Origin of the sequence: Streptomyces sp. NPDC005955, assembly GCF_042871255.1 — a bacterium.
GTDB lineage: Bacteria > Actinomycetota > Actinomycetes > Streptomycetales > Streptomycetaceae > Streptomyces.
On sequence record NZ_JBIAIF010000009.1, the window covers coordinates 24167 to 51147 of the forward strand.

Consider the following 26981-nt stretch of genomic DNA (forward strand, 5'->3'; position numbering starts at 1 on the left):
TTTCGGCTCCCCTGGGAATCGCCTCCGGGGTGCACAACCAGCGCTGTGGTGAGCGGAGTTCTGGGAAGGTGGTGCGCGCTCACGCTCGACCGGGACGACGTGCTGATGATCCGTCACTTTGCGATGCGGGTTGTCATAAGGATAGGCAAGCCTAAGATGTCGTGGTTCTTCCTCCGAAGTGGATAGAGGCTGTACGTGAACGTGACCAGGCGACAAGCGCTGCTGGCCAGTGGGGCGACGGGCGCGACGGCGCTCCTCGCCGCCTGTTCGGACGGGAGCGCCCCCGCCGGCCGGCCCGCCACGGACGGGGGCAAGCCCGCGAAGGGCGGCACGCTACGGGTCGGCGCCCTCGGTCGCGTCAACGCCGTCACCCGCGACCCCCACGGCACCCAGGCCAACGAGAGCGACTATCTGATCATCGCCCTCCTGTACGACACCCTCACCACTCCCGGGAGCGGCGACAGCAACACCGCGCCCCGGCTCGCCAGCACCTGGAAGCCCTCCGCCGACTTGAAGACCTGGCGCTTCACCCTGGCCTCCGGCGCCACCTTCCACGACGGCACCCCCGTCACCGCCGAGGACGTCGTCTGGTCGCTGCGCAGACTCCGCGGCACCCCCGCCGGCGCCTCCCGACTCCCCGGCATCAAGGCCTCGAACATCACCGCCGACGGCGAAACGATCGTTCTCGTCTCCGACTACCCCAACGCCGAACTCCCCCTCCTCACCCGGCTGTCCACCTTCGTCCTCAAGAAGGACACCCCGGAGGGCGAGCTGGAGAAGGCCCCCGGCACCGGCCCCTTCCGCCTCGACTGGTACCGGTCCGGCAACGCCCGACTCGTACGCAACGAGAAGTGGCACGGCGGCGAGGTCCTCCTCGACGCCATCGAGGTCAAGATCTTCGAGTCCCCGCAGGCGATGGCCAACGCCCTGCTCGCCGGGCAGATCGACCTCGCCTCCAACGCCGGCGCCGTCGCCGCCCGTACCGCCGAGAAGCGCAAGGACATACGGATCGTCCGCCGCCCCGACGACATGGCCATGCCCATCGTGATGCGCGCCGGGTCCGGACCGTTCGCCGACCGCAGGGTCCGCGAAGCCCTACGCCTCGCCGTCGACCGCAAGGCCATGGTCGACCAGGTCCTCTCCGGCTACGGCAGCGTCGGCAACGACGTCCTCGGCACCGGAGACCCCGCCTACGCCCGGGACATCCCGCAGCGCACCCGCGACCTCCAGCGGGCCAGGGCCCTGCTGAAGGAGGCGGACTTCGACACCGCGAAGACCTACCGGCTCGTCACCACCGAGGACGTCCCCGGACTCGCCGAGTCCGCCACCCTCTTCGCCACCCAGGTCCGTGAGGCCGACGTCCGGATCGAGGTCGTCAAGCAGGAATCCGCCGCCTTCTACGAGAAGACCTGGCTCAAGGGCGACCTCTACACCACCTACTGGGGCACCAACGACTCCGTCGTCTTCCTCGCCAGCAAGACCATGGTCTCCGAGGCCGCCCAGAACGAAGCCGCCTGGGAGAACGCCGACTTCGACACCGCCTACCGCAAGGCCATCGGCACCCGGAACCCCGCCGACCGCACCCGGGCCCTGCGCCGGCTCCAACTCCTGGAGCACGAGCACTCCGGCTATCTGCTCTGGGGCGTCGCCGAGGGCATCGACCTCGCCACCGCCGCCGTCCGCGACCTCCCTGAGCTGCCCGGCTACGGACGGGTCCAGCTGGAGCGGACATGGCTGGCCCGCTGACCGCGAGCGGCCCCGACGGCGCCGCCGGACCAGGCCCCGGCGCAGGCACCCACCTGCGCCGGGGCCTGTACGGCACCCTGTGGCTCGGCGGGGTCCTCGCCCGTCGGCTGCTGCTGCTCGCCGTGCTGCTCGCCGCCGTCTTCGCCGCCGTGGAACTGCTGCCGGGCGACGCCGCGAACGCCACCTCCGAACGCGGCGAGAGCAGCGCCGACATCGACGCCCGGCGGGTCCTGCTCGGCCTCGACCGCCCCGTCCACGAGCGCTTCGCCGACTGGATGACCGGACTGCCCACCGGGGAACTCGGCGTCTCCGCCCGGGGCGAATCCATCGCCGACCTCCTCTCCCGTCCCTTCCCCAACACCCTGCTGCTCGGCGGCACGGCGCTGCTCATCACCCTGCTCGTCTCGATCGCCCTGGGGTGCTGGGCCGCGCTGCGCCCCGGCGGGGCCGTCGACCGCACGGTCTCCGCCACCGCGACCGGCGTGCTCGCCCTGCCCGAGTTCGTGGTCGCGGTCGCCCTGCTCCTGACCCTCTCCCTGTGGACCGGCTGGCTCCCCGCCGTCACCCTCGTGGGGGCGGACGGCGCCCCCGCCTCCTGGGACATGATGGTCCTGCCCGTCCTGGCGCTGGCGATCCCCCAGATCGGCTGGAACACCCGGATCGTGCGCGCGGCCCTCGCCGACGAGGCCGACGCCCCGCACGTGGAGACCGCCGTGCTCGACGGGCTGTCCCGGCGCCGCGTCCTCACCCACCACCTGCTGCCCGGCGCACTGCCCACCATCACGGCGGGCATCGCCACCTCCACCGGCATGCTCCTCGGCGGCGCGGTCGTGGTGGAGACCGTCTTCAACTACCCGGGCATCGGATCCGTCCTCGCCGGCGCCGTCACCGACCGCGACAGCCCCCTCATCGCCGCCGTCGTGGCCGTCACCGGGACCGTCATCACCCTCGTCCTGCTGGCCGCCGACCTGATCCGCGCCTGGGCCTCCGGAGCACGCACATGACCGCTGACCACCCCAAGGGCCCCGACCGGAGCACCGGCCGAAGTCCGGACCCGGCACCGGGAGCGTCCGCGACCACCCCGCGCCCTCGGCCCGTGCCCATCGGCGTCCTGCTCCGCACCGCGCCCGCGCTCCTCCTTCTCCTCGTGGCCGTTGCCGGCCCCTCCCTCGCCCCCCACGCCATCGACGTCCCCGTCGCGGCCCCGTACGCCGGACCCGTCAGTGACGCGCCCCTCGGCGGGGACCAACTCGGCCGGGACGTCCTCAGCCGCCTCCTCGCGGGCGGCCGCGAACTCATCGTCACCTCCCTCCTCGTCGCTCTCCTCGTCACCGCCCTCTCCGCGCTGCTCGGCACCGTCGCCGCCCTCCGCCCCACCGTCGGCAGGATCGTCGAACGCACCGCCGATGTCCTCATGCTGCTCCCCGCCGTGCTCGGGATCCTCCTCATCGCGCTCTCCTGGCCGGACGGCGGACGCCTCGCGGTGATCACCGCTGCCGTCGTGATGGGCGTGCCCTACGCCGTCCGCCTCGTCACCGGTGCGGCGGCACCCATCGCGGCCTCCGGTTACATCGAGGCCGCCGCCGTCGGCGGAGAACGCCTGTGGCACCTCGCCGTCCGGGACGTGCTGCCCAACCTCCGCGCCACCCTCCTCGCCCTCTTCGGGCTGCGCTTCGTCGCCGCCGTCTACCTCGTCGCGACCGCGGGTTTCCTCCAGGTCGGACCCCAGCCCCCGGCCGCGGACTGGGCCCTGATGATCCGCGAGAACGCCGCCGGGATCGTCCTCAACCCCTGGGCCGTCCTGGCCCCCAGCATCGCGATCGGCCTGCTGGCCATGAGCGTCAACCTCGCTGCCTCCGCGCTCGTCCCGAGGAGCGGCCGGAAAGCGGTGAACACCCGGTGAACCACACTCCGCAGTGGTACCCCGAGGGCCGGACCCCCGAGCGCGAAGTCACCGTCGACGTCGCCGGGCTGACCATCACGGCGTCGAACGGCCGGCTCCTCCTCGACGGGGGCACCCTCCGCCTCGTCCCCGGCCGGGTCACCGCCCTCACCGGGGCCTCCGGGAGCGGCAAGACCACCCTGCTGCGCGCGATCGCCGGGGCACTGCCGCACGGGGCCCGTCGGACCGCAGGCCGGGTGGAGATCGACGGCCGGGACGTCCTGGACCTCGGCCCCGATGCCCTGCGCGCCCTGCGCCGCCACCGGCTCGCCTACGTCGGCCAGGACCCCGCGACCGGGCTCAACCCCCGGATGAGAGTGCGCGGACTCCTCGCCGAGACCGCCCGGGACCGCGACACGGCGGCGCTCGTCGCCCTACTGGAGGAGGTCCGCCTCCCCGGAGACCGCGCCTTCCTCTCCCGCCGCCCCGGTGAGCTCTCCGGCGGCCAGCAGCGCCGGGTCGCCCTCGCGCGTGCCCTCGCCCGCCACCCGTCGGTCCTCCTCCTGGACGAGCCGACCGCCGGCCTCGACCCGGCGCTGCGGGACGAGATCGCCGACATGCTGCGCCACCTCGCCCGCAGCCACCGGCTCGCCGTCGCGCTGTCCTGTCATGACGGCGACCTCGTCGCCCGGCTCGCGGACGAGGTCGTGAACCTCTCCCCGGCCGTGAGCCGCCGGCTCGGCTCACCGGCCCGGCCCGTCGACCGGATCGCTCCGGCCGCCGACGCCCCCGTGCTCTCCGTCACCGGATTGCACGCCGCGTTCCGCCGCCGCGGGGCCGATGTGCCCGTCCTGCACGACGTCGGGTTCAGCCTCGCTCCCGGAACGGTCGCGGGGATCGCCGGGGCCTCCGGCTCGGGCAAGACCACCCTGGTCCGGGCGATCGCGGGACTTCACCGGCCCACCGCCGGCACGGTGGCCCTGTCCGGCGCCCTCCTCGCGCCCACCGTTTCGGGACGCAGCCGGGAGCAGCGCCGCCGCCTTCAGTTCGTTCCGCAGGACCCCCTGGGCACGCTCAATCCCGCCCGCCCCCTCGGGTCCGCCATCGGCCGCCCCTTGCGGCTGCACCGCCGGACCGCCGGCCGGGCCGCGACCGCCGACCGCGTACGGGAACTGCTGGCCGACGTCGGCCTCCCCGCCGCCTTCACCGACCGCTATCCATCGGAACTCTCCGGCGGCCAGCGCCAGCGCGCCTCCATCGCCCGGGCCCTGGCGGCGGATCCGGACGTTCTCCTGTGCGACGAGGTGACCTCCGCGCTGGACGCCTCCACCGCCGAGGCCATCATGGACCTGCTGGAAGGGCTCCGCGGGGAACGTGGTCTGTCGATCGTCCACATCAGCCACGACCTGCGCCTGCTGGCGACGCGTACGGACACGATGCTCGTCCTCGCGGAAGGCAGGGTCATCCGCTCCGGGCCCACGGGAGGATCGCTGACCGAACCACTCGACCTCCGCGATGCGAAGGGGGACTCCGACCGTGCGCGACCCGGCCGCACCGTGATGCCCTGATCACGCTTGATCACCTTGAGCCGCACGGTCGGTCGGGGGCGTCCGGTCAGCGCGATGCCCGGTTCGCTGTGATGTGCACCGGGATTCGGCCAAGGTCAGCGGATCGGCCAATTCGTCGTGGAACGTGTGCTTCCCGTTGATCGCCGGAGCCCACCGGGACAAGCTTCAGCGCAGCCGGGGCGGGGGCCCCGGCGCACCATGGGGAAGTTAAGGAGAGCTCACCCACCATGTCGATTCGCAGAACGTTCTCCGTCGCGGCCGTGGCGGCGACCCTGGCGGGCGCCGCGTTGATCGCCGCACCCGCCGCCCAGGCGGCACCCGCCGTGCCCTCGGCGCCAGCCGCGCCCGCCGCCGCCCGGTCGGTCTGGCTGAACTACGGCTCGTACTACTCCGCGACGAACTGTCACTACACGGGGCAGGCCCTGGTCCGGGTCGGGCACGCGTTGGAGTACTCCTGTGGCAGTGCCCCGGACTACGAGCTGTGGGTCCGACGCGGCTGACCTTCCGGTTCCGGTGCCCGCCGTGCCGCCCGGCTCCGGGCGGCACGGCGCGTTCCCCCGAACCCCGGTCCGGTACGACGGTGGGGAGTGACCCCGTCCCCCGTCCCCGCGCCCCGCGGCTCGCTCCCCGGCCCCGCGCCCCGCGCAACTGGCTCTACCGGGTTCGGTCGGATCCGCCGACGTCGAAGTGGCCAAGGACGCGCACCGGGGGAATCGGCGTCGAACGGGCCGAGGTGCGGCTTGCCCGCAACGCCGGCGAGCAGGCCCGACGAGGAGGGCGGGTGCGGCGCCCGAGTGTGGCGACCGTCTCAGAAGCCGACGGCTGCGGACCGTGGCCCGCTGCCCCTCGCCGCGTGCACCGGGAGTCGACCCCGCACCAAGTAGCCCCTGGTCAGAGGGTGTTGGGCGAGGGCTCGCTCCCCTTCGGCGCGCTGTTGCCGACCCGTACCGCTCCGCACCCCGTTTCACACTCCGTCTCGCTATGTGTCATCACTTGACATTAGTCCGCCTTATGGAAGATAAAGATCAAAGTTTGGGTTGAACCTCACGCTCTGTGATGTTTGGGCGTGATTCCGTCGAACATCTATGTGAATGAGTGCTGCCGTGTCCCACCCCGCCGTTCCCCTGCGCCCCACCCGCGATCCCGTGCGGGAGTGGGAGGCGTGGTGTGCCGAGCGGCGGCGCGCGGTCACCTCCGCGACCGGCAACCTCGCCCTCGTCGAGACGCGTTGGCTCCCCGCGGGCCAGCTCCCCGACCCGGTGGCCGAGCGTGCCGGGCAGCCGGCGACCGTCACGGTCACCACAGTCGAGCGCACCGACCTCGTCACCGGTGAGCCCGAGCGCGGGCTGCGCTTCTGGGACGCCGACGCCCCCGCGATCCGCGCCTTCGCGCACACCGAGGTCTTCCCCTACGACCCGGCGTGGGTGCTGGACGCCACGTACACCCCCGTCACCGGGGCCCGGAAGGTCGCCTTCGAGCACATCCGGGACAACGGCGGCACCCGCGACCTGGTCGTGCCCGGCGACATCCGGCTGACCGTCGACGGCCGCGACTACACCCTCAACGCCTTCGACGACGACGGCGTGCTGCTGCTGGTCTTCGGTGACCCCACCAACGGACAGAGCACCTACGGAGCCGGTCGTTTCCTCTTCGTGGACCGCACCGGCCAGGACACCGTCCGCCTCGACTTCAACCGGGCCTTCGTGCCGCCCTGTGGATTCTCCGATCAGTACAACTGTCCGATGCCGCCGCGGCAGAACCGCATCCACCTGCCCGTAGCGGCCGGTGAGAAGCGTCCCGTCTTCCGCGACGGCGTCCCCGCACAGCACTGATCCGACCCCGGCACCTCCGACCGCCGCAGCACGAAAGCGCACTCTCTGCCATGAACACGAAGAGCCTTCGCACCTCCTCCGCCCTCTCCGCCGCGACCGCCGCGGTCCTCGCCCTCACCCTCACCGCCTGCGCCGGCGACTCCACCGGCACCACCTCCGGCGGCAAGCACGACCCGAACGCCACCGTGAACATCGGGTCCCTCTACGAGCCGCAGAACCTCGACAACACCGGCGGCGGCGGACAGGGCGTCACCGAAGCCCTCCACGGCAACGTCTACGAAGGGCTGTTCAAGCTCACCGACGGCGGCAAGGTGGAACCGCTCCTCGCCGAGTCCCACCGGATCAGCACCGACGGCCTGACCTACACCTTCACCCTCCGCGACGGCGTCACCTTCCACAGCGGCAAGAAGCTCACCAGCCAGGACGTCAAGCACAGCCTGGAACGCGTGCTCGCCCCCGACTCCCAGTCGGCGCGGAAGAAGAACCTCTCCGTGGTGAAGTCGATCGCCACCCCCGACCCGCGCACGGTCACCGTCAAGCTCTCCCAGAAGTCGATCTCCTTCGTCTACAACCTCACCTACGTGTGGATCGTCAGCTCCGAGGCGAAGGACCTCAAGCAGAGCGAGGACGGCACCGGCCCCTACCGGCTCGACCGGTGGACCCGCGGCTCCGCCCTGAGCCTGGACCGCTTCGCCGACTACTGGAGCGACGCGGCCGCCAACAAGAAGGTCGTCTTCCGCTACTTCAAGGACGCGACCGCACTCAACAACGCCCTGCTGACCAACGCCGTCGACGTGGTCACCAGCGAGCAGTCGCCCGACGCCCTCGACCAGTTCGAGAACAACTCCAGCTACAAGGTCACCGAGGGCAACTCCACCACCAAGCTGCTGCTCGCGTTCAACGACAAGGCCAAGCCCTTCAACGACACCCGGGTCCGTCAGGCGGTCTCCTTCGCCATCGACGACAAGAAGCTGCTGGAGTCCGTCTGGGGCGGCCACGGCAAGCTGATCGGTTCCATGGTCCCGCCCACCGACCCGTGGTACGAGGACCTGACCGCCATCGACGCCCACGACCCCGAGCGCGCCAAGAAGCTGCTCGCCGACGCCGGCTACCCCAAGGGCTTCAGCCTCACCCTCGACACCCCCAACTACGACCCGCACCCCACGGCCGCCACCTTCATCACCTCCCAGCTCGCCAAGGTCGGCATCACCGTCAAGATCAACACGATCACCCCGGACGAGTGGTACACCAAGGTCTACAAGAACCGGGACTTCCAGGCCACGCTCCAGGAGCACGTCAACGACCGCGACCTGGTCTGGTACGGAAACCCGGACTTCTACTGGGGCTACGACGACCCACAGGTCACCGCCTGGGTCGAGAAGGCCGAGCAGTCCTCCACCGCCGCCGAGCAGACCGCACTGCTGAAGAAGGTCAACCGCAAGACCGCCGAAGACGCGGCCAGCGACTGGCTCTACCTCTACCCGCAGATCGTGGTGGCCAACACCCGGATCTCCGGCTACCCGCTCAACGGTCTGAACTCGCAGTTCTACGCCTACGACATCAAGAAGGGCTGATGGCGCGCTACGTCCTGCGACGCTTCGCCTTCCTGCTGGTCTCGCTGGCCCTGGCGAGCGTGGTGCTCTTCGTCCTGCTGCGGATGCTCCCGGGCGACCCGGCCAACGCGCTGACCGCCGTCGGAGCCACCGACGAGCAGATCGCCGCCGCCCGCGCGTCGATCGGTTCGGACCGTCCGCTGCCGGAACAGTTCGTCCACTGGATCGGCCAGTTGGCCCGCGGTGACCTCGGAACCTCCTTCGTCAGCTCGCTGCCGGTGGGGCCCGAGGTCACCACCCGCCTCAGGGTCACCCTCCCGCTCACCCTCGCCGCGTTCGTACTGGCCGTACTGATCGCCGTACCGGCCGGTTTCCTCGCCGCCCACAAGCGGCGCACCTGGTACGGCGCCCTGCTCAACGGGGTTTCCCAACTCGGCATCGCCATACCGGTGTTCTGGCTCGGCATGATCCTGATCGTGGTCCTCGCGGTGAACGCCCGCTGGTTCCCCGCCGGCGGCTTTCCGCCCGACGGCTGGGCCCAGCCCGGCGAAGCGGTCCGCTCGCTCGTCCTCCCGGTGATCACCATCGCCCTGGTGATGAGCGCGTCCCTGATCCGGTACGTGCGCTCCGCGGCCCTCGACGTCCTCGGCAGCGACCACCTGCGCACCGCACGCGCACTGGGGTCCTCCTTCGGCGGCGCGATGTGGCGCCACGGGCTGCGCAACGCCTCCGTACCGGTCATCTCCGTCCTCGGCATCGAGCTGGCCTCCACGCTGCTGGGCGCGGTCGTCGTGGAGTCCGTCTTCGCCCTGCCGGGGCTCGGCTCCCTGCTGACCACCGGCATCACCCAGCACGACTACCCCGTCATCCAGGGCGTGCTGTTCGTGTCCACCCTCGCGGTCCTGCTGATCGGCTTCGCCGCGGACCTCGTCCAACGGATCGTCGACCCGCGCCTGCGCGCCGGACTGTCGGGAGGCCCCCGGTGACGTCCCTCGAACCCGTGACCACGAGCGCCGCCCGGCCCGGGACGACCCCCGGGCCCGGGCGCGCCGAGACCGGGACCGAGCGCCGCACCACCCGGCGCTCGTACACCCTGATCGTCGGCTGCGCGCTGGCCGGCTCGATCGCCCTGCTCGCCCTCGTCGCCCTCTGGTGGCTCCCGTACGCCACCGACGACACCTCCGGCGGACGGCTCGCCGGGCCCGACGGGGACCACCTCCTTGGCACCGACAAGCTCGGCCGTGACCTGCTGACCCAGGTGATGAACGGCGCCACGATCGCCTTCCAGGCCGGCCTCGGGTCCGTCCTGATCGCCGCGACCCTCGGGCTGGTGCTCGGCGTGCTCGCCGCCTTCGCCCAGGGCTGGCTGGACGACAGCCTCTCCGCCTTCCTCGACATCCTGATCGCCTTCCCGACCCTGCTGCTCGCGATGCTCGTCGTGGCCGCCCGCTCCGGCACCCTCGGCTCGGCGGTCCTCGCCATCGGCCTGGCGCAGAGCGCGGTCGTCGCCCGGCTCGTGCGCATCCTGGTCAAACGGGTCCTGGCGCAGGACTACATCACCGCCGCCCGCACCTCCGGCACCTCCTGGGGCCGGATCGTGACCGGCCACGTCCTGCCCAACATCTGGCCCACCCTCGCGGTGAACCTGGCGCTCCAGTTCGGACTGGCGGTGCTCGCCGAAGCGGGCCTGTCCTACCTCGGGCTCGGCGCGCCACCGCCCAACGCGTCCTGGGGCCGGCTGCTGCTGGAGGCCCAGGCCACCTTCACCACCGCCCCGATCGGCGCGCTCGCCCCCGGCATCCTCCTGGTCGTCCTCGTCATCGGCGTCAACCTGATCGCCGACGGGCTGCGCGACACCCTCGACCCGACCACCCGCGAGAGGTCCGCATGAGCATCCTCGCCATCCGCGACCTGGTCATCCGCACCGCTGACGGACGCACGCTCGTGGACCACCTGTCCCTGGGCATCGCCCCCGGCGAGCGCCTCGGCCTGATCGGCGAGTCGGGGTCCGGCAAGTCGCTGACCTCGCTCGCCGCCCTCGGCCTGCTGCCCGAGGGCATGACGGCCACCGGCAGCGTCGAACTGGCCGGCACCCAGGTCGTGGGCGCCACCGAGAGGGAACTCACCGCGGTACGCGGCAAAGAGGCCGCGATCGTCTTCCAGGAGCCCCTGACCGCGCTCGACCCGCTGATGCGCGTCGGCCGTCAGATCGCCGAACCCCTCGCCCGCCACCGCGGTCTCAAGGGCGCCGCGCTGCGCCGGGCCGTCCTCGAAGCCCTCAGTCAGGTCCGGCTCCCCGAACCCGAACGGCTGGCCCGCTCCTTCCCCCACGAGATCTCCGGCGGTCAGCGACAGCGGGTCGCCCTCGCGATGGCCCTGGCCTGCGACCCCCGACTCCTCATCGCCGACGAGCCGACGACCGCGCTCGACGTCACCGTCCAGTCCGACCTGCTCGACCTGCTCGACGCGCTGGTCCGGGAACGGGCGATGGCGCTGCTGTTCATCAGCCACGACCTCGCGGTGGTGGCGCGGACCTCGGAGCGGGTCATCGTCCTCAAGGACGGCCGGGCGGTCGAGGAGGGCACCGTGCACGACGTGGTGCACGCACCCCGCGACCCGTACACCGCGTCCCTGGTGGACAGCGCACGCCAACTGGAGCACGCCCTGGACCGACGGAGGACGTCATGACCCCCACCGGGACCGGGCCGCTGCTGGAGCTGGACGGCGTCTCCTACGCGTACCGGGGCGGCGCCTCGCCCGTCGTGAGCGACGTCCACCTCGCCGTCGCCCCCGGGGACAGCCTCGCGCTCGTCGGCGAGTCGGGAACCGGCAAGACCACGCTGCTCAGGCTGCTGCTCGGGCTCGCCCGCCCCACCGCGGGCACGGTCCGCTTCGACGGTGCCGAGCTGCGCCTGCGTGACCGCGAACTGATGCGGCGCTTCCGGCGCGGCGTGCAGTGCGTCTTCCAGGACCCGTACTCCTCGCTCGACCCGCGCCGGCGCATCGGCTACACCGTGGCCGAGCCGCTGCGCTCGCTCGGCCTGGACGACCCCCGCACGGCGGCGCCCAAGGTGGCCGCCGCGCTGGCCGCGGTCGGTCTGCCCGCGGACGCGGCCGACCGCTACCCGCACGAGTTCTCCGGCGGTCAGCGGCAGCGGATCGCGATCGCCCGCGCGACGGTGTGCGAACCGCGGGTGCTCCTCGCCGACGAGCCCGTCAGCGCGCTGGACGTCACCACCCGCGTCAAGGTCGTGGACCTCCTCCACGAACTGCGCGAGGAGCGCGGTCTGACGCTGGTGATGGTCTCCCACGACCTGTCGGTGGTGGCGTCGCTGTGCGAGCGTACGGCGGTGCTGGAGAAGGGGCGCGTGGTGGAGGAGGGGACGACGGACCAGGTGCTGGGGGCGCCGCAGCACCCGTACACGCAGCGTCTGATGTCGAGCGTGCCGCGCTTGCCGGCGTAGCGGGGACGAGCACGGTGGCGCGGCCGTCGCGGTCGCCCGACCCTCAGGGCTGCACGCCACAGCGGCGCGCGATCGCTTGGAGGCGTTCGAGTTCGCGTCGCGCTGCCGTGAGGTGCGCGAGGTCGAGGGCCATCCCGGCGCGGGCCGAGACGTAGCGGATGTCCTCGCGGGTGGCGTCGTCGAGATCGGGGGCGGCCCGCAGACGGCGGCCCGTGACCCGCAGGTGGATCGCGATGCTGTCGAGGTCCTCGCGCAGGTGCACGGGAAGCACCCGTCGCCGTCCGTCCTTGGCGTAGTCACGGGCCCGCCGGTCCGCCGTACGGGGATCGCACGACACGGGTGCCCAGGGCAGGCCGGCGTCGCGGGCGGCGTCGTGCATCTCCGCCACCAGGGCGCGCGCGGACGGGCGGTCGCCCTCGGCGGCTGCCGCGCGGGCCGTCCGCAACGTGGCGCCCAGTCGTGCACGGACCTCGGGGTCCTCGCCGGTGCGGGCGTCCAGATAGCTGGACCACACGTCGAACGCCTGCTCCAACTCGGCGTCCAACATGATCTCGTACACGTGCGGCACGCGGCCGTCCTTCCGTCGGGCACGTCCCGGAGTGGGACGGCGGACAGGATAGGACGAACTCCGGGCGGGGCGCGTGGGTGATCCCCGCGGTGGGGGCCACCCCAAGGAGCGGCCCCCACCGGGTCGTCACCTCAGAGCGCGGGGGGCGCGCCCGCGTTCTGCGCCGCGGCCCCGCCCATCAGCGCGTCCGCCGCCACGAAGCGCAGGTCCTGCTCCAACAACCCCTCGATCACGGCCGGCAGGGCGGCCACGCTCTGGCGGCGGTCGCCGCCGCCGTCGTGCATCAGGATCAGGGAGCCCGGCCCGGCGTGGTCCAGCACCGTACGGGCGATCTTCTCGGGGCCCGGGCGGGCCCAGTCCCAGGAGTCGACGTCCCACAGGGCCAGGGCGGGCCCGCCGGACAGGAGTTCGCCCAGGGTCTCCGGGGTGCGCGCGCCGTACGGCGGCCGGAAGACCACCGGGACCCGGCCCACCGCGCGGTCGAACGCCTCGTCGGTCCGCTCCAGTTGGAGCCGGAACTGACGGGGAGTCAAATCGGGCAGGAACGGGTGCGACCAGGTGTGGTTGCCGAGGCCGTGCCCCGCGTCCACGATCCGCCGCACCTCGTCCGGAAGCGCGTTCACGTGCAGGCCCACGCAGAAGAAGGTGGCGTGCACGCCGTAGCGGGCCAGGATGTCGAGCACCTGGCCGGTGAAGACCGGGTCGGGGCCGTCGTCGAAGGTCAGGGCGATCTCGCGGCGGTCGCGCGGTCCGTGACGGAACCAGCGCCCCGCCCGGGTGAGTTCCGCCTCGTGGGCGGTGCTGCGCCGGATGCCGCCGTGGTAGTCGTCGTCCCGACCGGTCTGGCCGCCGCCCTCCGCCGTCAGCGGGGAGAGCGAGGCGAGGTCGGTCCTCGCCCGCTCGGCGAGGGCCCGCGCCGCTACGGAGCCGAAGTCGGGCCGCTCGGGAAGCACCCAGGGGTCGGCACGGTACACCGGCAGGCCGGCCGCCGTGAAGAGGCCGTCCACCAGGCCGTTGGTGCTCTCCACGACGACGGCGCGGGGCGGCGCGGACGTCGGGCCGGGCGCCCCGAGCCAGGCGGTCAACTCCGGTACGCGCTCCGCACCCCAGTGGGTCGGGGCTGTCACCCGGGTCCCTTCGGCGTCGATGACTTCCACGTCGTAGCCGTCGGCTGACCAGGCGATTCCCGCGTACAGCATGCGTTCTTCCTCCTCGGGGATGGGATCGGACGGACGGACCGGCCCCGACGCGCCCGTTCCGCCGCACGGCCCGGACGGGCCTACGGGCGGGCGAACGGGTGCGTGTACGGGGGTGCGTACGCAGGGGGCCGGGATCGGAGCCGGCTGCGCGGACGGACGGATGTGGAACGTCGTTGCAGGCGGGCACGGTTGGGGATCCCGGCTTCCGGTGGGACGGGGGATCCTGGTGGTGCGGATGGGGCGATGGCCGGAGTCGACCAGGATTCCTGGCTCCGGCTCTGGGCGGAGTTGGCTGGTGCACCCCCTCTGACGAGGGGTTTTGTTGCTGTGCTCAGATTCCGGCGAGGTCGGCCAACGGGCCCGACGCCCACCGATGTCCACGAACTCTCCATCATTGCGACACAAGTGCGACACCGGCACGCTATTGTTCGCATGCCCTGCCGAAGGTCCAGACCATATCCAAGGGCAACATCTGCGCGCCATGCCCGTGAACGTCTCCTGTGTCATCGCATTCCCGGACCAACCTCCCCCGGGGACCATGCTCTTGGAGGACATCATCAACGCCCAGCCCGCACCGTTGACCGTTCCCGACCTGCTCGATGCCCGGGCCGCGAAACAGCCCGACCGCGTCGCGATCCAGGTCCGCGGCGGCGGCACGCTGACCTACGGGGACTGGCGCGAGCGGGCCGTCCGGGCCGCCCGGGAGCTGGAGGGCGCCGTCCGGCCCGGCGAACTCGTGGCCCTGCGCTTCACCGACCGCGAGTGGGACGCCTACGCGGTCGCGATCCTCGCCGTCCACTACGCCGGGGCGGCGGCCCTGCCGCTCCGCGCCGACCTGGCCGAACCGGAGGCGGTACGGCTCGCCACGACCTGCGGCGCCACCACGGTCCTGCGCGGGGCCGAACTGCCGCCGTTGGGCGCCGCCCTGGGCGGAACGGACCTGACGCTGGCCGACGTCGAAGCGGCCGCGAACGCCCCCACCGGCCCCGGCGATGCGCTCGGCCGCAGGCGTACCGGCCCCGCCCCGGGCGACCTCGCCCAGGTCGTCGGCACCTCCGGCACCACCGGCGACTCCAAGGGCGTACGCGCCTCCCACGCCAACCTCACCGCCGGCCAACGCCTCCACCCCCGCCCTCGGCCCTACGCCCACTCACACCACGCCCTGCACTCCTTCCCCATCGGCACCAACGCCGGTCAGGTGATGCTCATCAGCGCCCTCACCGGCGCGCCCACCACCGTGGTCCTCCCGCGCTTCGACGCCGAGGAGTTCGGCCGGGCCATCGAGGAACTGGACGTCGGCACCGTCTTCCTCGTCCCGTCGATGGCGATCGAACTGCTCAACTCCGGTGTGCCCGACCGCCACGACCTCTCCGGCGTCCTGCTGCTCAGCTCCTCCGCCGCCGCGCTCCCCGCTCCCGTCGCCCAAGCCCTCGACCAGGCCCTGCCGAAGGCCACCGTCGTCAACGTCTACACCTCGTCCGAGGCCGCTCCCGCGCAACTCTCCGCCGTCGTCGGCCAGGCCCCGCCCGGAGCGGTGGGCCGCCCCACCGACCCCCGGGACCTGCGGATCCTCACCCCGGACGGCAACCCCGTCCCGTCCGGTGAGACGGGCGAGATCTGGCTGCGCCAGCCCGGACCCCCGCGCTCGTACGCCGGTGACCCGGCCGCCGGCACCACCGTGTTCCGCGACGGCTGGGTGCGGATGGGCGACCTCGGGCGCCTGGACCAGGACGGCTATCTGCACCTGGTGGACCGCGAGAGCGACGTCATCAAGTCCGGCGCGCTCAAGGTCTCCACCCTCCGCATCGAGGACGCGCTGCACGAACACCCGGACGTCGCGGACGCGGCGGCGCTGGGCGTACCACACCCGGTCATGGGGTCCGTACCGGTCGCCGTCGTGGTTCCCACCGCCAATGGTCTGGACCTCGACGCGCTGCGACTCTTCCTCAGTACCCGCCTCGCCCGCGCCGAACTGCCCGTGCGCGTCCTGCTCGCCGACGACCTGCCGCGCAACGCCTCCGGCAAGGTGGTCAAACGCCGGCTGCGCCCGCTCTTCGCCACGGACGAGGAGCACACGACGGGCACGGCGGCCACGGATGCCGGGGCCGCGGTCACCGTTCGGCCCCCCGGCACCCCCACCGAACTGCGCCTCGCCACGATCTGGCAGGAGGTGCTGGGCCGCCCGGTACACGACGTGGCCGACGAGTTCTTCGCCCTCGGCGGCGACTCCTTCCGCGCCGTGCACCTCGCCACCACCGTCACCGACCGGTTCGGCGTCGACGCCGGTGCCGACCTCGTCTTCGGCCGCCCCTCACTGCGCGCCCAGGCCGCCTGGCTGGACGAGGAGACGGCCCGGGAACGGACCCCGGACCCGGGCACCCCCGCCGACCGCCCCGGGAGCGGCGCGCCCGCCCCGGAACCCCCGCCCTACCTACGCGCCCTACGGGCCCAGCACCACGAGGTCCCGCTCACCAGCCAACAGGAGGACTTCCTCGCCTGGATGGCCGAGGAGGACGGCCGCGACGTCGGCGCGGTCACCGCCTTCTTCCGCATCACCAGCCCGCTGGACCGCCAGCTGCTCGACCCCGCCCTGTCCCTGCTCGTACGACGCCACCCCGCCCTCCGCACGCGGTTCGTCCCCGCGCCCGGCGACGTGCGCGGCCTGGTCCGCACCGTGCTCGCAGAGGCGCCCCACACCCGCATCACCCTGATGGACGCCCCCGACGCCACCGACGAGGAGGTCAACGCCCTGCTCATCGCCGAGCGGGACCGGCTCACCGACCTGGCCGCCGACCCGACGGTCCGGCTGCTCGTCGTCTCCCGCGGTCCCGAAGAGCACGTCATGGTGCTCGCCGTGCACCACATGGTCGCCGACGGCTGGTCGATCGGCGTCCTGCTGCGCGAACTCAGCCTCGCCTACGACGCCCTGCGCCGGGGCCGCACTCCCCGACTCCCCGAACCCGAACTGTCCTACCCGGAGTTGGTGAACTGGGCCAACGACCGTTGGGAGAGCGGCCGCCGCCACTTCGCCACCGCGCTCGCCGGCGCCCCGTCCGCACTCGACCCCTTCCCGGGGCGGCGCCCCGTCGACCGCGTGCACACCGTCGCGCACCCCTTCACCATCGCGACCGGACCCGCCGGACGGCTGCGGGAGCGGGCGGGCGCGCTCGGCGTCACGCCGTTCATGGCCGTCGCCGCCCTGTGGAGCGGACTGCTCACCTCCCGCGCCGACAGCCCCGACCTGGTGCTCATGACCCCGGTCCCCGGGCGGCCCAGGGCCGAGGCGCAGCAGGCCGTCGGCTGTCTGGTGCAGTCGCTGCTGGTGCGCGTGGACTGTTCCGGCGGCCCCGGCTTCGCCGAACTCGCCGAGCGGGTCCGACGGGCCGTGACGGGGGCGCTCGACCACCAGATGTACCCGTACGCCGAGTTCAAACCGCACGTGGTGGCGTTCCCGGCCTGGCTGCGGTACGAGAGCTGGGCCGCCGAAGCCCATCTGCCCGGTCTGCGCTGCGAGCCGTGGGAGCTGCCGCGCGGCACCACCGTGCCCTGGCCGTTGCCCGGCGGGGACCTCGGAGTGCCCGAACTGACCGTGGTCGAGCAGCCGGACGGGTCGCTGGACTGTTGGATCCAGTACAACGCGCTCGCCTTCGAGGAGCCGGTGATCGGCTCGCTGGCCGACGACTTCCGTGCGGCCCTGACCGCGGCCGCCGGTTCCTGACGCCTGCGCCGACCACCGCCACGCTTCGATCGGCACCCTGCTCGGGGCCCCGCCCGTCCTGACCGACGTCATGCCTCCCCGCACCCCGTCCCGACCTCCGTCCTGCTCTGACGTCATCCGTCCCGACCGTCACACCACCCCGCCCTGACCCGGCCGTCGAGCACCGTCGCTCGCCGACGACCGCAGCCCGTCCCTGCCCGCGCACCGCCCGCCGTCAGCGTCGACGCCGGGCCCTGTCCCCGCGCCCGCGCCCCGCCCTGCCCCACCCCCCCGCATGCACCCGTGCCGGGCGGGAGCGGGAGCCCCACCACGCCCCGCGCGCACGTACCCACCGCTCCACCGCTCACCCTGCTCCACCGCTCACCCCGCTCCAGTCGCACCACCCGTCCCCGATGCCGATAAGACCGAGGAAGACCTGTGACCAGCACCCGCGCCAGCGCCGCCCAGCAGGGCATCTGGATCAACGAGCGGATCACCCCGCTCGGCTCCGTCCACCACATGCCCTTCGCCGTCCACTTCGAAGGCGCCTTGGACCCCGTCGCCCTCGCCGCCGCCTGCGCCGACGTGGTCGGCCGCCACCCCGCCCTCGCCCTGACCGTCCGCGAGGAGGACGGCGTACCCCTCCTCGCCGCCGGCCCGGCGCCCACGCTCACCGTCCGCGACACCACGCCCGAACGGCTGCCCGGCGAGTTGGCCGCCGGGAGTGCGGAACCGTTCGACCTGGCGGTGGGACCCCCCGTACGGTTCACCCTGCTGCGCACGGACCCGAACCGCGCCACCCTGCTGGTCGTCGCCCACCACATCGCCTTCGACGGCACCTCCACCGACGTGTTCCTGACCGACCTGGCGGCCTGCTACGCCCACCGCACCGGCCACGGCCCCGCCCCGACCGGGTCGGCCGCCGACGGCCCCCCGCTCGCCGGCGCCGCCGACCTCCCCGAACCCGACGCCCGGGCGATCGCCGCAGCGTCCGCACACTGGGCCGACCGCCCGCTGCCCGGGCCCACGGTGCTGCTGCCGGGCCTCGACACCGGCCCCGACGGCCCCGACGGCGTCGGTCCGGGCACGGCCGTGGACTTCGACCTCGACCCCGTACTCCGTGCCGACCTCGCCGACACCGCCGAAAAACTCGGCGTCACCCTCTTCGAACTGCTCCTCGCCGCCGTGCACACCCTCCTCCTGCGGTACGGGAACGAGCGCCCCGCCGTCACCGTCGGCCTCGGCACCCGCACCCCGGGCACCGCCGACCGGATCGGCATGCACGCCAACGAGCTGCCCGTGGTCACCACCCCCGAACCGAGCACCCCCTTCGGCGAGTTCGCCCGCACGGTCCGCGCCGAACTGCGCGGCTGCTACCCGCACCGACGGGTCCCCCTGTCCCGAGCCGTCCGGGGCGTCGCGCCCGGCCTCTCCCTCGCCCCCGTCATCGTCACCTACCGCCGCCGGATCGCCCCCGTCGCCTTCCCGGGCGTACGGGCCACCACCGACTGGACGATCTTCCCCGGCACCGCGCGCGGCGCCCTGCGGTTCCACCTCCTCGACGGTCCGGACCGGCTCCGCGTCCTGCTGGTGCACCGTACGGACCTGCCGTCCCCCGTCCGGGCCGACCGCGTCGGTGCCCATCTGCGCCGGCTGCTCGCCTCGATCGCCGCCGCCCCCGGCACCACGCTCGCCGACCTGCCGCTGCTGGACGAGACCGAACGCACCCCGTTGCGCGGACCCGATCCCGCCCCCGACGCCCTCGGCTCCACCCTGCCCGCGCTGCTCTCCCGCTCCTTCGCCGCACACGCCGCACGGCCCGCCGTCACGGTGGGCGAACGGACCCTGAGCTACGCGGAACTGGCGACCGCCGCCACCGGCCTCGCCCGGCGGCTCACCGCTGCCGGCGTCACCCCCGGCACCGTGGTCGCCGTCTGCGCGGAGCGCTCCGCCGAGATGGTGACCGCCGTGCTCGCCGTCACCCTCGCCGGAGGCGCCTACCTGCCCGTCGACCCGTCCTACCCGGCGCAGCGCATCGCCCTGGTGCTCGCCGACGCCGACACCCCGCTCGCGCTCGCCCAGCGGAGCACCGCCCACCTGGTCGAAGGGCACGGCAACACCCTCCTGCTCGACGACCTCTTCACGGGCAACGCGCCCGACGGGACCGACGGGCACCACCGCGCACCCCTGCCGGCTCCCACCCCCGACGACCTCGCCTACCTCATCTACACCTCCGGCTCCACCGGACACCCCAAGGGCGTCGAGGTCCCGCACCGTGCCCTCGCCCACCTCCTGCTGGCCTTCCGCGACACCCTGGCCGCCGGTCCCGACGACGTCTGGCTCGCCGTCACCTCGCTCTCCTTCGACATCTCCGCCCTCGAACTGCTGCTGCCGCTGATCACCGGCGGCCGGGTGGTGATCGCACGCGAGACGGAGACCCGCGACGGCGCCGCCCTCGCCGCCCTGGTCGAGCGGCACGGCGTCACCCACGCCCAGGCCACCCCCTCGGGCTGGCGGCTCCTGCTGGACGGCGGGCTCGACGCCCCCGCCCTCACCGCCCTCAGCGGCGGCGAGGCCCTGCCCCTCGCGCTCGCCCGCCGGCTGCGGGCCCGCGTCGCACGGCTCTGGAACGTCTACGGGCCGACCGAGACGACCATCTGGTCCACCGCCACCGAAGTGCCGCCCGCGCCCGACGAGGTCACCATCGGCCGACCCATCGCCGGCACCACCGCCCTCGTGATCGACCCGGCCGGACACCCCGTAGCGCACGGAGTCACCGGCGAACTGGCCCTGGGCGGGGCGGGGTTGGCCCGCGGCTACCGGGGCCTGCCCGAGCGCACCGCCGAACGTTTCGTCACCGACCCGGTCACCGGCGCCCGCCACTACCGGACCGGCGACCTCGCGAGGGTCCGGCCCGACGGCGCGCTCGACTGCCTCGGCCGTCGCGACCACCAGATCAAGCTGCGCGGACACCGGATCGAACTCGGCGAGATCGAGGCCCGCCTCCAGGAACACCCCGCCGTGGCAGCGGCCGCCGTCTCCGTCCGCGGCGACGAGGGCGACCCGACCGGCCGGATGCTCGTCGCGTACCCGGTGTGGCACCCGGACGTCCCCGTACCGACCGGCCCCGAACTGCGCTCCTTCCTGTCCCGGACCCTGCCGGACGTGATGGTCCCCGGCGTCGTCCACCCGCTGTCGGCCCTGCCCCTCACCCCCAACGGCAAGACCGACCGGGCGGCCCTGCCCGAACCGGCCCGGGGCAGCACGGAGTCCGTGCCGGACACCGCCTCACCGGACGACACCGCGGCCCCGGACGACGGATGGGAGGAGTTGGCCACCCAGATCGCCGCCATCTGGTGCGAAGTGCTGGACCTGCCCGCCATCGGCCCGCACGACGACGTCATCGACCTCGGAGCACACTCCCTGACCATCACCCAGGTCGCGGCCCGCATCCGGGACCGCCTCGGGGTCGACGTACCGCTGGACGTCTTCTACGAGGAACCCACCACGGTGACCACGGTGACCGACGCGGTCGTGTTCGAACTGCTGGCGGAGGAAGCGTGATGGACCCCCTGCACTCCACGGACCCCCTGCACGCCACCGAAGCCCTGCACTCCCCGCCCCCCGACTCCACGGCACGGGGCACCGCGACCACGGCAACCGCACCGCCCGTCACGGCGGCCCGCACGCCCCGGCGCACGCTCAGCGGCGATCAACGCGCCCTGCTCGCCCGACGGCTGCGGGAACGCGCCGCCGTCGCAGCCGCCCGGCCCACCGGGATCCCGGCACGCCCCGACGACGGACCCCAGCCGCTGTCCCTCGCCCAGGAGCGCCTCTGGTTCGTCGAGCAACTGACCCCCGGCACCGCCGCCTACGTCCTGCCCACCGCCGGACGACTGCGCGGCCCGCTCCGGGCCGAACCCCTCGCCGAGGCGCTGCGCCTGATCGCCGTCCGCCACGACACCCTCCGCAGCTCCTTCCCCGTCGACGAGGACGGCGCCCCCCAGGTACGCGTCACGCCCGCCGACGCCTTCACCGTGCCCTGGCTCGCGCGCGACCTGGCCGGGCTCCCCGCCGAGGAGCGGGAGGCCGCCGCCCGCGCCGCCGTCGAAGCCGAGGTCGCGCGCCCCTTCGACCTCACGGACGGACCCCTGCTACGGGCCCTCCTGCTGCGCCTCGCCGACGACGACCACGTGCTCGTGATCTGCCAGCACCACCTCGTCGGCGACGGCTGGTCCGCCGGGGTGCTCCTGGACGAACTCCTCACCGGCTACGAGGAACTGGCCCGGGGCGCCGCCCCCGCCCCACCCCCGCTGCCCGTCCGCTACGGCGACTTCGCCCACTGGCAGCGCGCGCGCCAGGACCTGCCGCAAGCCGCCGCCGACCTGCGGTACTGGTGCCGGACCATGACCGGGGTGCCACCGCTGGAGCTCCCCACCGACCGCCCGCGCCCCGCCCTGCCCGGCCCCGGCGGAGCGACCCACACCTTCCGGCTCGACGCCGACACCTACCGCGCCGTACGCGCGCTCTCCCGGGCCCGGGGCGCCACCCTCTTCATGACCCTGCTCGCTGCCTTCCACGTGGTGCTCGGCCGCTGGTCGGGACAGCGGGACTTCGCCGTCGGCACGCCGTTCGCGGGGCGCCCCACCGAAGCCACCGAGGGCCTGATCGGCCTGTTCAGCACGATGCTGCCGATCCGGGCCGACCTCACAGCGCCCGAGCCGGGGCCCGACACCGCCGCCGACGGCACCGGACCCGCCTTCGGAGTCGTCCTCGACCGCGTCCGCACCGCCGCCCTCGGGGCCCAACAGCACCGCGAGACCCCGGCTCAGCGGCTGGTCGAGGCCCTGGACCTGCCGCGCGACCTCGGTCGTCCGCCGCTCTTCCAGGTCTCCTTCGCCCTCCAGAACCACCGCGCCCAGACCGTCCACCCGCACGACCTGGAATGGCGGACCTTCCCCTTCGAGGGCAGCGGCGTCCACCTCGACCTCGGGCTGTACTGCACCGAGCCCGCCGAACCGGAGGCCGGACTCGACGCCTTCCTCACCTACCGCACCGACCTCTGGGACGCCGACACCGTCGCCCGGCTCGCCGGACACTGGCAACGCGTCCTGGCCCGGGCCGCCGCCGACCCGGACACCCCCGTCGACGCCCTCGACCTCCTCACCCCCGGCGAACGCGACCGGGTGCTCCACGAGTGGAACGACTCCGGCACCGCCCGCCCGGCCGCCGCGACCCTCGCCGACGCCGTCGCCGCCCAGGCGGTCCGCACCCCGGACGAGGTCGCCCTCGTCCACGAGGGCAACACCCTCACCTACCGTGAACTCGACTCCCGGGCCAACCGGTTGGCACGACTGCTGCGCACCACCGGCGCCGGACCCGACCGGCTCGTCGGCGTCTGCCTCGACCAGGGCCTCGACCAGGCCGTCTCCCTGCTCGCCGTGCTGAAGTCCGGCGCCGCGTACGTACCGCTCGACCCCGAGCAGCCTCGTGAACGCCTCGCCCACATGCTGACCGACTCCGCGCCGGTCGCCCTCGTCACCACCTCCGTCCGGCGCTCCCTGCTGACCGCGTCCGACGCACCCGTCCTGCTGCTCGACGGACTCGCGGACCGGCTCGCCGCCGTCCCCGACACCCCGCTCGGCGAAGGCGTAGGCGCGGGACCCGACCACCTCGCCTACGTCATCTACACCTCGGGCTCCACCGGCACCCCCAAGGGCGTGGCCGTGCAGCACCGCCAGGTGCTCACCTACCTGGCCGGCGTACGCCAGCGCTTCGCCGAGGCCGGACTGCCGGACGGCGCCCGCTACGCCCTGCTCCAGTCGCTCGCCTTCGACTTCGGCCTCACCACCCTCTACCTCTCGCTGACCACCGGCGGCAGCCTGCACCTGCTGCCGCCGCGCACCCCCGGCCCGGAGTTGGCCGCCTACCTCGCCGAGCGGACCATCGACTGCGTCAAGCTCACCCCCTCCCATCTGGCCGCGCTCAGCGCCGAGGTGGACGACCCGGCGCAGCTGCTGCCCCGACGACTGCTCGTCCTCGGTGGCGAGGCGTCCGGCTGGGAGTGGGCGCGGGGGCTCGCGGCGGCGGGATCCCGTACCGGCTGCCGGGTGATCAACCACTACGGACCGACCGAGGCCACCGTGGGCGCGACCACCCACCTCGTGGACCCGGTGAGGCCCGCGGCCGGACCCACCACCCCCATCGGGCGTCCGCTGCCGGGCGCGCGGGTGTACCTGCTCGACGCCCGGCGGCAGCCGGTGCCCGCCGGGGTGCCGGGGGAGTTGTGGATCGGCGGCGACCGACTGGCCCGCGGCTACCTGGGCCTACCGGAACTGACGGCCGCACGCTTCCTCGCCGACCCGTTCGCCGCGGCCCCCCGCACGGGCGCCGCACCGGATGCCGAACGATCCGGGAGACCTGAGCGCAACGAGCGGTCCGGGAGACCCGGGGGAACGGAGGAACCCGAAAGACCCGGGGCGACGCGGAGACCCGAGGCCGCCGGGGGAGACGTCACACCCCGGATGTACCGCACCGGAGACCTCGCCCGGCACCGCGGTGACGGCACCATCGAGTTCCTGGGCCGCGACGACCACCAGGTCAAGATCCGTGGCTACCGGGTCGAACTCGGCGAGGTGGAGGCCCATCTGGCCCGGCTCCCCGACGTCGCCCAGGCCGTCGCCGCGGCCCGGGGCCCGGCCGGGGAACTCGTCCTCGTCGGCTACCTCGTCCCCACCGCGGAGGGCACCCCGCCACCGGTCGCCGAACTACGCCGGCTGCTGGCCGAGAAGCTGCCCGACTACCTCGTCCCCTCCCGCTTCGTGATCCTGCCCGACCTGCCCCGGCAGGCCCACGGCAAGGTCGACCGGCGTGCCCTGCCCGAACCCGGCGCGCCCGGCCCCGCGGAGGGCGCCGTCTGGACGGCTCCCGCTACCCCCACCGAGGAGGCCGTGGCCGCCTGCTGGGCCGGCCTCCTCGGGCTGGAACGCGTCGGCGCGCACGACGACTTCTTCGACCTCGGCGGCCACTCCCTGCTCGCCATGCGGATGGTGGCCGCCCTGCGCAAGCTCCTCGGCGCCGAGGCCCGGATCACCCTCATGGACGTCTTCCGGGAGCGGACCGTCGCCGCGCTCGCCGCCCTGGCCGACCGGTCCGACTCCGAGCGCGGACCGAGTCGCCTCCTCCACGAACTGACTGCCCGTCAACCCGTGGAGCGCGTCACGCTCTCCCTGGTCTGCCTGCCGTACGGCGGCGGTAGCGCCGTCGTGTACCAGCCGCTCGCGGACGCCCTGCCGCCCGGCGTCGCCCTGCACGCCGTCGCCGTCCCCGGGCACGACCTCGGCATGTCCGAGGAGTCGCTGCCGCTGGAAGAAGTGGCCCGGCGCTGCGCCGAGGAGGTGCTGAACGGGGTGACCGGCCCGGTCGCCGTGTACGGGCACTGCGGGGTGGGCGCGGCCCTCGCCGTCGAGCTGGCGCACCGGTTGCAGGCCGCCGGACGCGAGCCCACCGCCGTCTACCTGGGCGGGATCTTCCCCTTCGCCCGGCCCACCGAGGGCCTGCTCGGGCTGCTCGCCCGCTTCTCCGTGCTCGACCGGCGGCGCAGCGGACGGCTCCACCTGAACTGGCTCCGCTCCATGGGCGCCGACCTGGAGGGCCTGGACCCCGAGCAACTGGCCACGATCGTCCGCAACGTACGGGAGGACTCCCGCGCGGCCGAGGCGTACTTCACCGAACAACTCGCGCGGCCCGCGCCCGCGTTGGCGTCCCCGGTGGTCTCGGTGATCGGCTCCGCCGACCCCGGTACCGAGTTCCACCGCGAGCGGTTCCGGGAGTGGGGCTTCGTCGGCTCCACCACCGCGGTCGCCGTACTCGACGAGGGCGGCCACTACTTCCTCAAGCACCGCGCCGCGGAACTGGCCGAGATCGTCACCACGGTCCACCCGGCGGTCACGGCCTCGGACACCACGGCGAGCACCGGCGCTCCGGAGCCCGACTCCGCCGCCCTCACCCGCGACCGCCGTCCCGCGCGCGCCACCTGGTGGCTGGACGGAGTCCACCACGCGCGCGCCACCGCCCAGCCTCCCACCGCCCCGGCGACCCGCCGCGACACGCGCCGCTTCGTGGCCGTCGCCGCCTCCCAGACGGTCTCGCAGACCGGTTCGGCGTTGACCGAGTTCGCCCTGCCGCTGTGGATCTACCTGTCGACGGACTCGGTCGCCTGGTTCGGCCTCTTCGCCGTCCTCGGCATCGTGCCGGGCCTGCTGGCCGCCCCGGTCCTCGGCAGCCTGGTCGACCGTGTCGACCGCCGCCGGGTGATGCTGGCCTCGACCCTGGTCTGCGGCACGTCGGAGGCGGTCCTGGCGCTGCTCCACGTGTTCGGGACCCTGCGGCCCTGGCACGTCGGGGTGCTGATGGCGATCCTCTCCGTCTCCCTCACCGGACAACGGCTCGCCTTCCAGTCGGCGATCCCGCAGCTCGTCCCGAAGCGCTACCTGGGCCACGCCAACGGCGTCGTACAGATCTCCGGCGGCATCGCCCAGGTGGTCGCACCGCTCGCGGCGGTCGGCCTGCTCGCCGCCGTCGGCCTGGGCGGCGTGCTGCTGATCGACGTGGTCAGCTACGTGGTGGCGGCGACGATCCTGCTGGTCGTCCGCTTCCCGCGCACGCTGGCCGCCCGACGGCGCGAAACCCTGAAGCAGGAGGTCACGGCCGGGTTCCGGCTGGTCTGGCGCAGGCCGGGATTCCGGGCGATGCTGCTCTTCTTCGCCGTGCTCAACCTCTTCCTGCCGGTCCTCTTCCAACTCGTCCCGCCGCTGGTGCTCGGCTTCTCCGGACTCGGCACGGTGGCCACGGTCTCCCTCGCGGGCGGCATCGGCGCGATCACCGGCGGGCTGGCGATGGGCGTCTGGGGCGGGCCCCGTCACCGTCGGATGCGCGGCATGCTGCTCGTGATTCCGGTGCTCGCGTTCTTCAGCGTCCTGACCGGGCTGCGGCCCGAACTGCTGGTGGTCTGCGCCGGGGTGTTCGGCATGTCCGCGTCCCTCTCGCTGCTCAACGGGATCTATCTGACGATCATTCAGGTCAAGGTGCCGCAGCGGTTCCACGGCCGGGTGATGGCGCTGAACCAGCTAGTCGCCTGGTCCACGCTGCCGGTGGGCTTCCTGTTGATCGCGCCGTTCGGCAGCCACTACCTGGAGCCGCTGATGGCCGCCGGCGGTGGCCTCGCCGACACCGCGGGTGCCGTCCTCGGTACGGGTGACGGCCGGGGGATCGGGCTGCTCTACGTGCTGCTCGGGGTCGCGATCCTGCTCCTGGGGGCGGTTTCGCTGCGGGTGCGGGTGTTGGCCCGGTTCGACCGGGAGGTGCCGGACGCACAGGCGGACGACCTGGTGGGCCTGGCCGCCCTCACCTCCGACCGCCCTGCCGCCCCCGCGGTCGAGGCCCGCCCCGCGCGGACCGACTGAGCGGACGA

16 protein-coding genes are annotated in these 26981 nt (G+C 73.5%); 14 read left to right on the plus strand and 2 right to left on the minus strand.

Annotated features, from left to right (window positions below):
- Positions 1-195: 195 nt before the first annotated feature.
- The 11 genes from ACFYOU_RS21725 (at position 196) to ACFYOU_RS21775 (ending at position 12045) form a co-directional block, all read left to right on the plus strand.
- Positions 196-1746 (plus strand): ABC transporter substrate-binding protein, encoded by a 1551-nt coding sequence (locus ACFYOU_RS21725; RefSeq protein WP_391307705.1) that lies wholly within the window; start codon positions 196-198, stop codon positions 1744-1746.
- Positions 1731-2750 carry an ABC transporter permease subunit gene (locus ACFYOU_RS21730; RefSeq protein WP_391307706.1) on the plus strand — a complete coding sequence of 340 codons (1020 nt, stop codon included), beginning with the start codon at positions 1731-1733 and terminating at the stop codon, positions 2748-2750. Before ACFYOU_RS21725 ends, ACFYOU_RS21730 begins: the two co-directional genes overlap by 16 nt.
- The gene (locus tag ACFYOU_RS21735) at positions 2747-3649 is read left to right on the plus strand and encodes an ABC transporter permease subunit (protein ID WP_391307708.1); all 903 of its coding nucleotides are present in this window, start codon (positions 2747-2749) and stop codon (positions 3647-3649) included. Before ACFYOU_RS21730 ends, ACFYOU_RS21735 begins: the two co-directional genes overlap by 4 nt.
- Positions 3646-5196: an ATP-binding cassette domain-containing protein gene (locus tag ACFYOU_RS21740; RefSeq protein ID WP_391307709.1), complete on the plus strand. Its 1551-nt coding sequence runs from the start codon at positions 3646-3648 to the stop codon at positions 5194-5196. The genes ACFYOU_RS21735 and ACFYOU_RS21740 overlap by 4 nt, the downstream gene beginning before the upstream one ends.
- 227 nt (positions 5197-5423) lie before the next feature.
- Positions 5424-5696 carry a hypothetical protein gene (locus ACFYOU_RS21745; protein ID WP_391307711.1) on the plus strand — a complete coding sequence of 91 codons (273 nt, stop codon included), beginning with the start codon at positions 5424-5426 and terminating at the stop codon, positions 5694-5696.
- A 591-nt stretch (positions 5697-6287) separates the two neighbouring features.
- Entirely contained in the window at positions 6288-7028 is a 741-nt protein-coding gene (locus tag ACFYOU_RS21750) for a DUF1684 domain-containing protein (RefSeq protein WP_391307713.1), read from the plus strand.
- Positions 7029-7078: 50 nt separating this feature from the next.
- Positions 7079-8602 carry an ABC transporter substrate-binding protein gene (locus ACFYOU_RS21755; RefSeq protein ID WP_391307715.1) on the plus strand — a complete coding sequence of 508 codons (1524 nt, stop codon included), beginning with the start codon at positions 7079-7081 and terminating at the stop codon, positions 8600-8602.
- Complete coding sequence (locus ACFYOU_RS21760) at positions 8602-9567, plus strand: ABC transporter permease subunit (RefSeq protein WP_391307716.1); 966 nt, start codon at positions 8602-8604, stop codon at positions 9565-9567. Before ACFYOU_RS21755 ends, ACFYOU_RS21760 begins: the two co-directional genes overlap by 1 nt.
- Positions 9564-10472, plus strand: a complete 909-nt coding sequence (locus ACFYOU_RS21765) for an ABC transporter permease subunit (protein ID WP_391307718.1) — start codon at positions 9564-9566, stop codon at positions 10470-10472. Before ACFYOU_RS21760 ends, ACFYOU_RS21765 begins: the two co-directional genes overlap by 4 nt.
- The gene (locus tag ACFYOU_RS21770; RefSeq protein ID WP_391307720.1) at positions 10469-11269 is read left to right on the plus strand and encodes an ATP-binding cassette domain-containing protein; all 801 of its coding nucleotides are present in this window, start codon (positions 10469-10471) and stop codon (positions 11267-11269) included. Before ACFYOU_RS21765 ends, ACFYOU_RS21770 begins: the two co-directional genes overlap by 4 nt.
- Positions 11266-12045, plus strand: coding sequence for an ATP-binding cassette domain-containing protein (locus ACFYOU_RS21775; RefSeq protein ID WP_391307722.1), 780 nt, complete (start codon positions 11266-11268; stop codon positions 12043-12045). Before ACFYOU_RS21770 ends, ACFYOU_RS21775 begins: the two co-directional genes overlap by 4 nt.
- A 43-nt stretch (positions 12046-12088) precedes the next feature.
- Here ACFYOU_RS21775 and ACFYOU_RS21780 read toward each other — a convergent pair whose 3' ends face one another.
- A complete protein-coding gene (locus ACFYOU_RS21780; RefSeq protein WP_391307724.1) occupies positions 12089-12613 on the minus strand; it encodes a hypothetical protein in 525 nt (174 codons plus the stop codon).
- A 131-nt stretch (positions 12614-12744) separates the two neighbouring features.
- Positions 12745-13812: a polysaccharide deacetylase family protein gene (locus ACFYOU_RS21785; protein WP_391307726.1), complete on the minus strand. Its 1068-nt coding sequence runs from the start codon at positions 13810-13812 to the stop codon at positions 12745-12747.
- A gap of 538 nt (positions 13813-14350) precedes the next feature.
- Between ACFYOU_RS21785 and ACFYOU_RS21790 the strand changes: the two genes are divergently transcribed.
- From ACFYOU_RS21790 to ACFYOU_RS21800, 3 genes are all read left to right on the plus strand, one after another.
- A complete protein-coding gene (locus ACFYOU_RS21790) occupies positions 14351-17530 on the plus strand; it encodes an AMP-binding protein (RefSeq protein ID WP_391307727.1) in 3180 nt (1059 codons plus the stop codon).
- Between the two features lie 417 nt (positions 17531-17947).
- Positions 17948-21073, plus strand: a complete 3126-nt coding sequence (locus ACFYOU_RS21795) for an amino acid adenylation domain-containing protein (protein ID WP_391307729.1) — start codon at positions 17948-17950, stop codon at positions 21071-21073.
- A complete protein-coding gene (locus ACFYOU_RS21800; protein ID WP_391307731.1) occupies positions 21073-26973 on the plus strand; it encodes an amino acid adenylation domain-containing protein in 5901 nt (1966 codons plus the stop codon). Before ACFYOU_RS21795 ends, ACFYOU_RS21800 begins: the two co-directional genes overlap by 1 nt.
- The last annotated feature ends 8 nt before the right edge of the window (positions 26974-26981 follow it).

What these genes read in the sequence shown, in the direction of transcription:
- ACFYOU_RS21730 (WP_391307706.1), top strand. Translation starts at nt 1,731, where the DNA reads ATGGCTGGCCCGCTGACCGCGAGCGGCCCCGACGGCGCCGCCGGACCA.
- ACFYOU_RS21735 (WP_391307708.1), top strand. Translation starts at nt 2,747, where the DNA reads ATGACCGCTGACCACCCCAAGGGCCCCGACCGGAGCACCGGCCGAAGT.
- ACFYOU_RS21745 (WP_391307711.1), top strand. Translation starts at nt 5,424, where the DNA reads ATGTCGATTCGCAGAACGTTCTCCGTCGCGGCCGTGGCGGCGACCCTG.
- ACFYOU_RS21750 (WP_391307713.1), top strand. Translation starts at nt 6,288, where the DNA reads ATGAGTGCTGCCGTGTCCCACCCCGCCGTTCCCCTGCGCCCCACCCGC.
- ACFYOU_RS21755 (WP_391307715.1), top strand. Translation starts at nt 7,079, where the DNA reads ATGAACACGAAGAGCCTTCGCACCTCCTCCGCCCTCTCCGCCGCGACC.
- ACFYOU_RS21760 (WP_391307716.1), top strand. Translation starts at nt 8,602, where the DNA reads ATGGCGCGCTACGTCCTGCGACGCTTCGCCTTCCTGCTGGTCTCGCTG.
- ACFYOU_RS21770 (WP_391307720.1), top strand. Translation starts at nt 10,469, where the DNA reads ATGAGCATCCTCGCCATCCGCGACCTGGTCATCCGCACCGCTGACGGA.
- ACFYOU_RS21775 (WP_391307722.1), top strand. Translation starts at nt 11,266, where the DNA reads ATGACCCCCACCGGGACCGGGCCGCTGCTGGAGCTGGACGGCGTCTCC.
- ACFYOU_RS21785 (WP_391307726.1), bottom strand. Translation starts at nt 13,812, where the DNA reads ATGCTGTACGCGGGAATCGCCTGGTCAGCCGACGGCTACGACGTGGAA.
- ACFYOU_RS21790 (WP_391307727.1), top strand. Translation starts at nt 14,351, where the DNA reads ATGCTCTTGGAGGACATCATCAACGCCCAGCCCGCACCGTTGACCGTT.
- ACFYOU_RS21800 (WP_391307731.1), top strand. Translation starts at nt 21,073, where the DNA reads ATGGACCCCCTGCACTCCACGGACCCCCTGCACGCCACCGAAGCCCTG.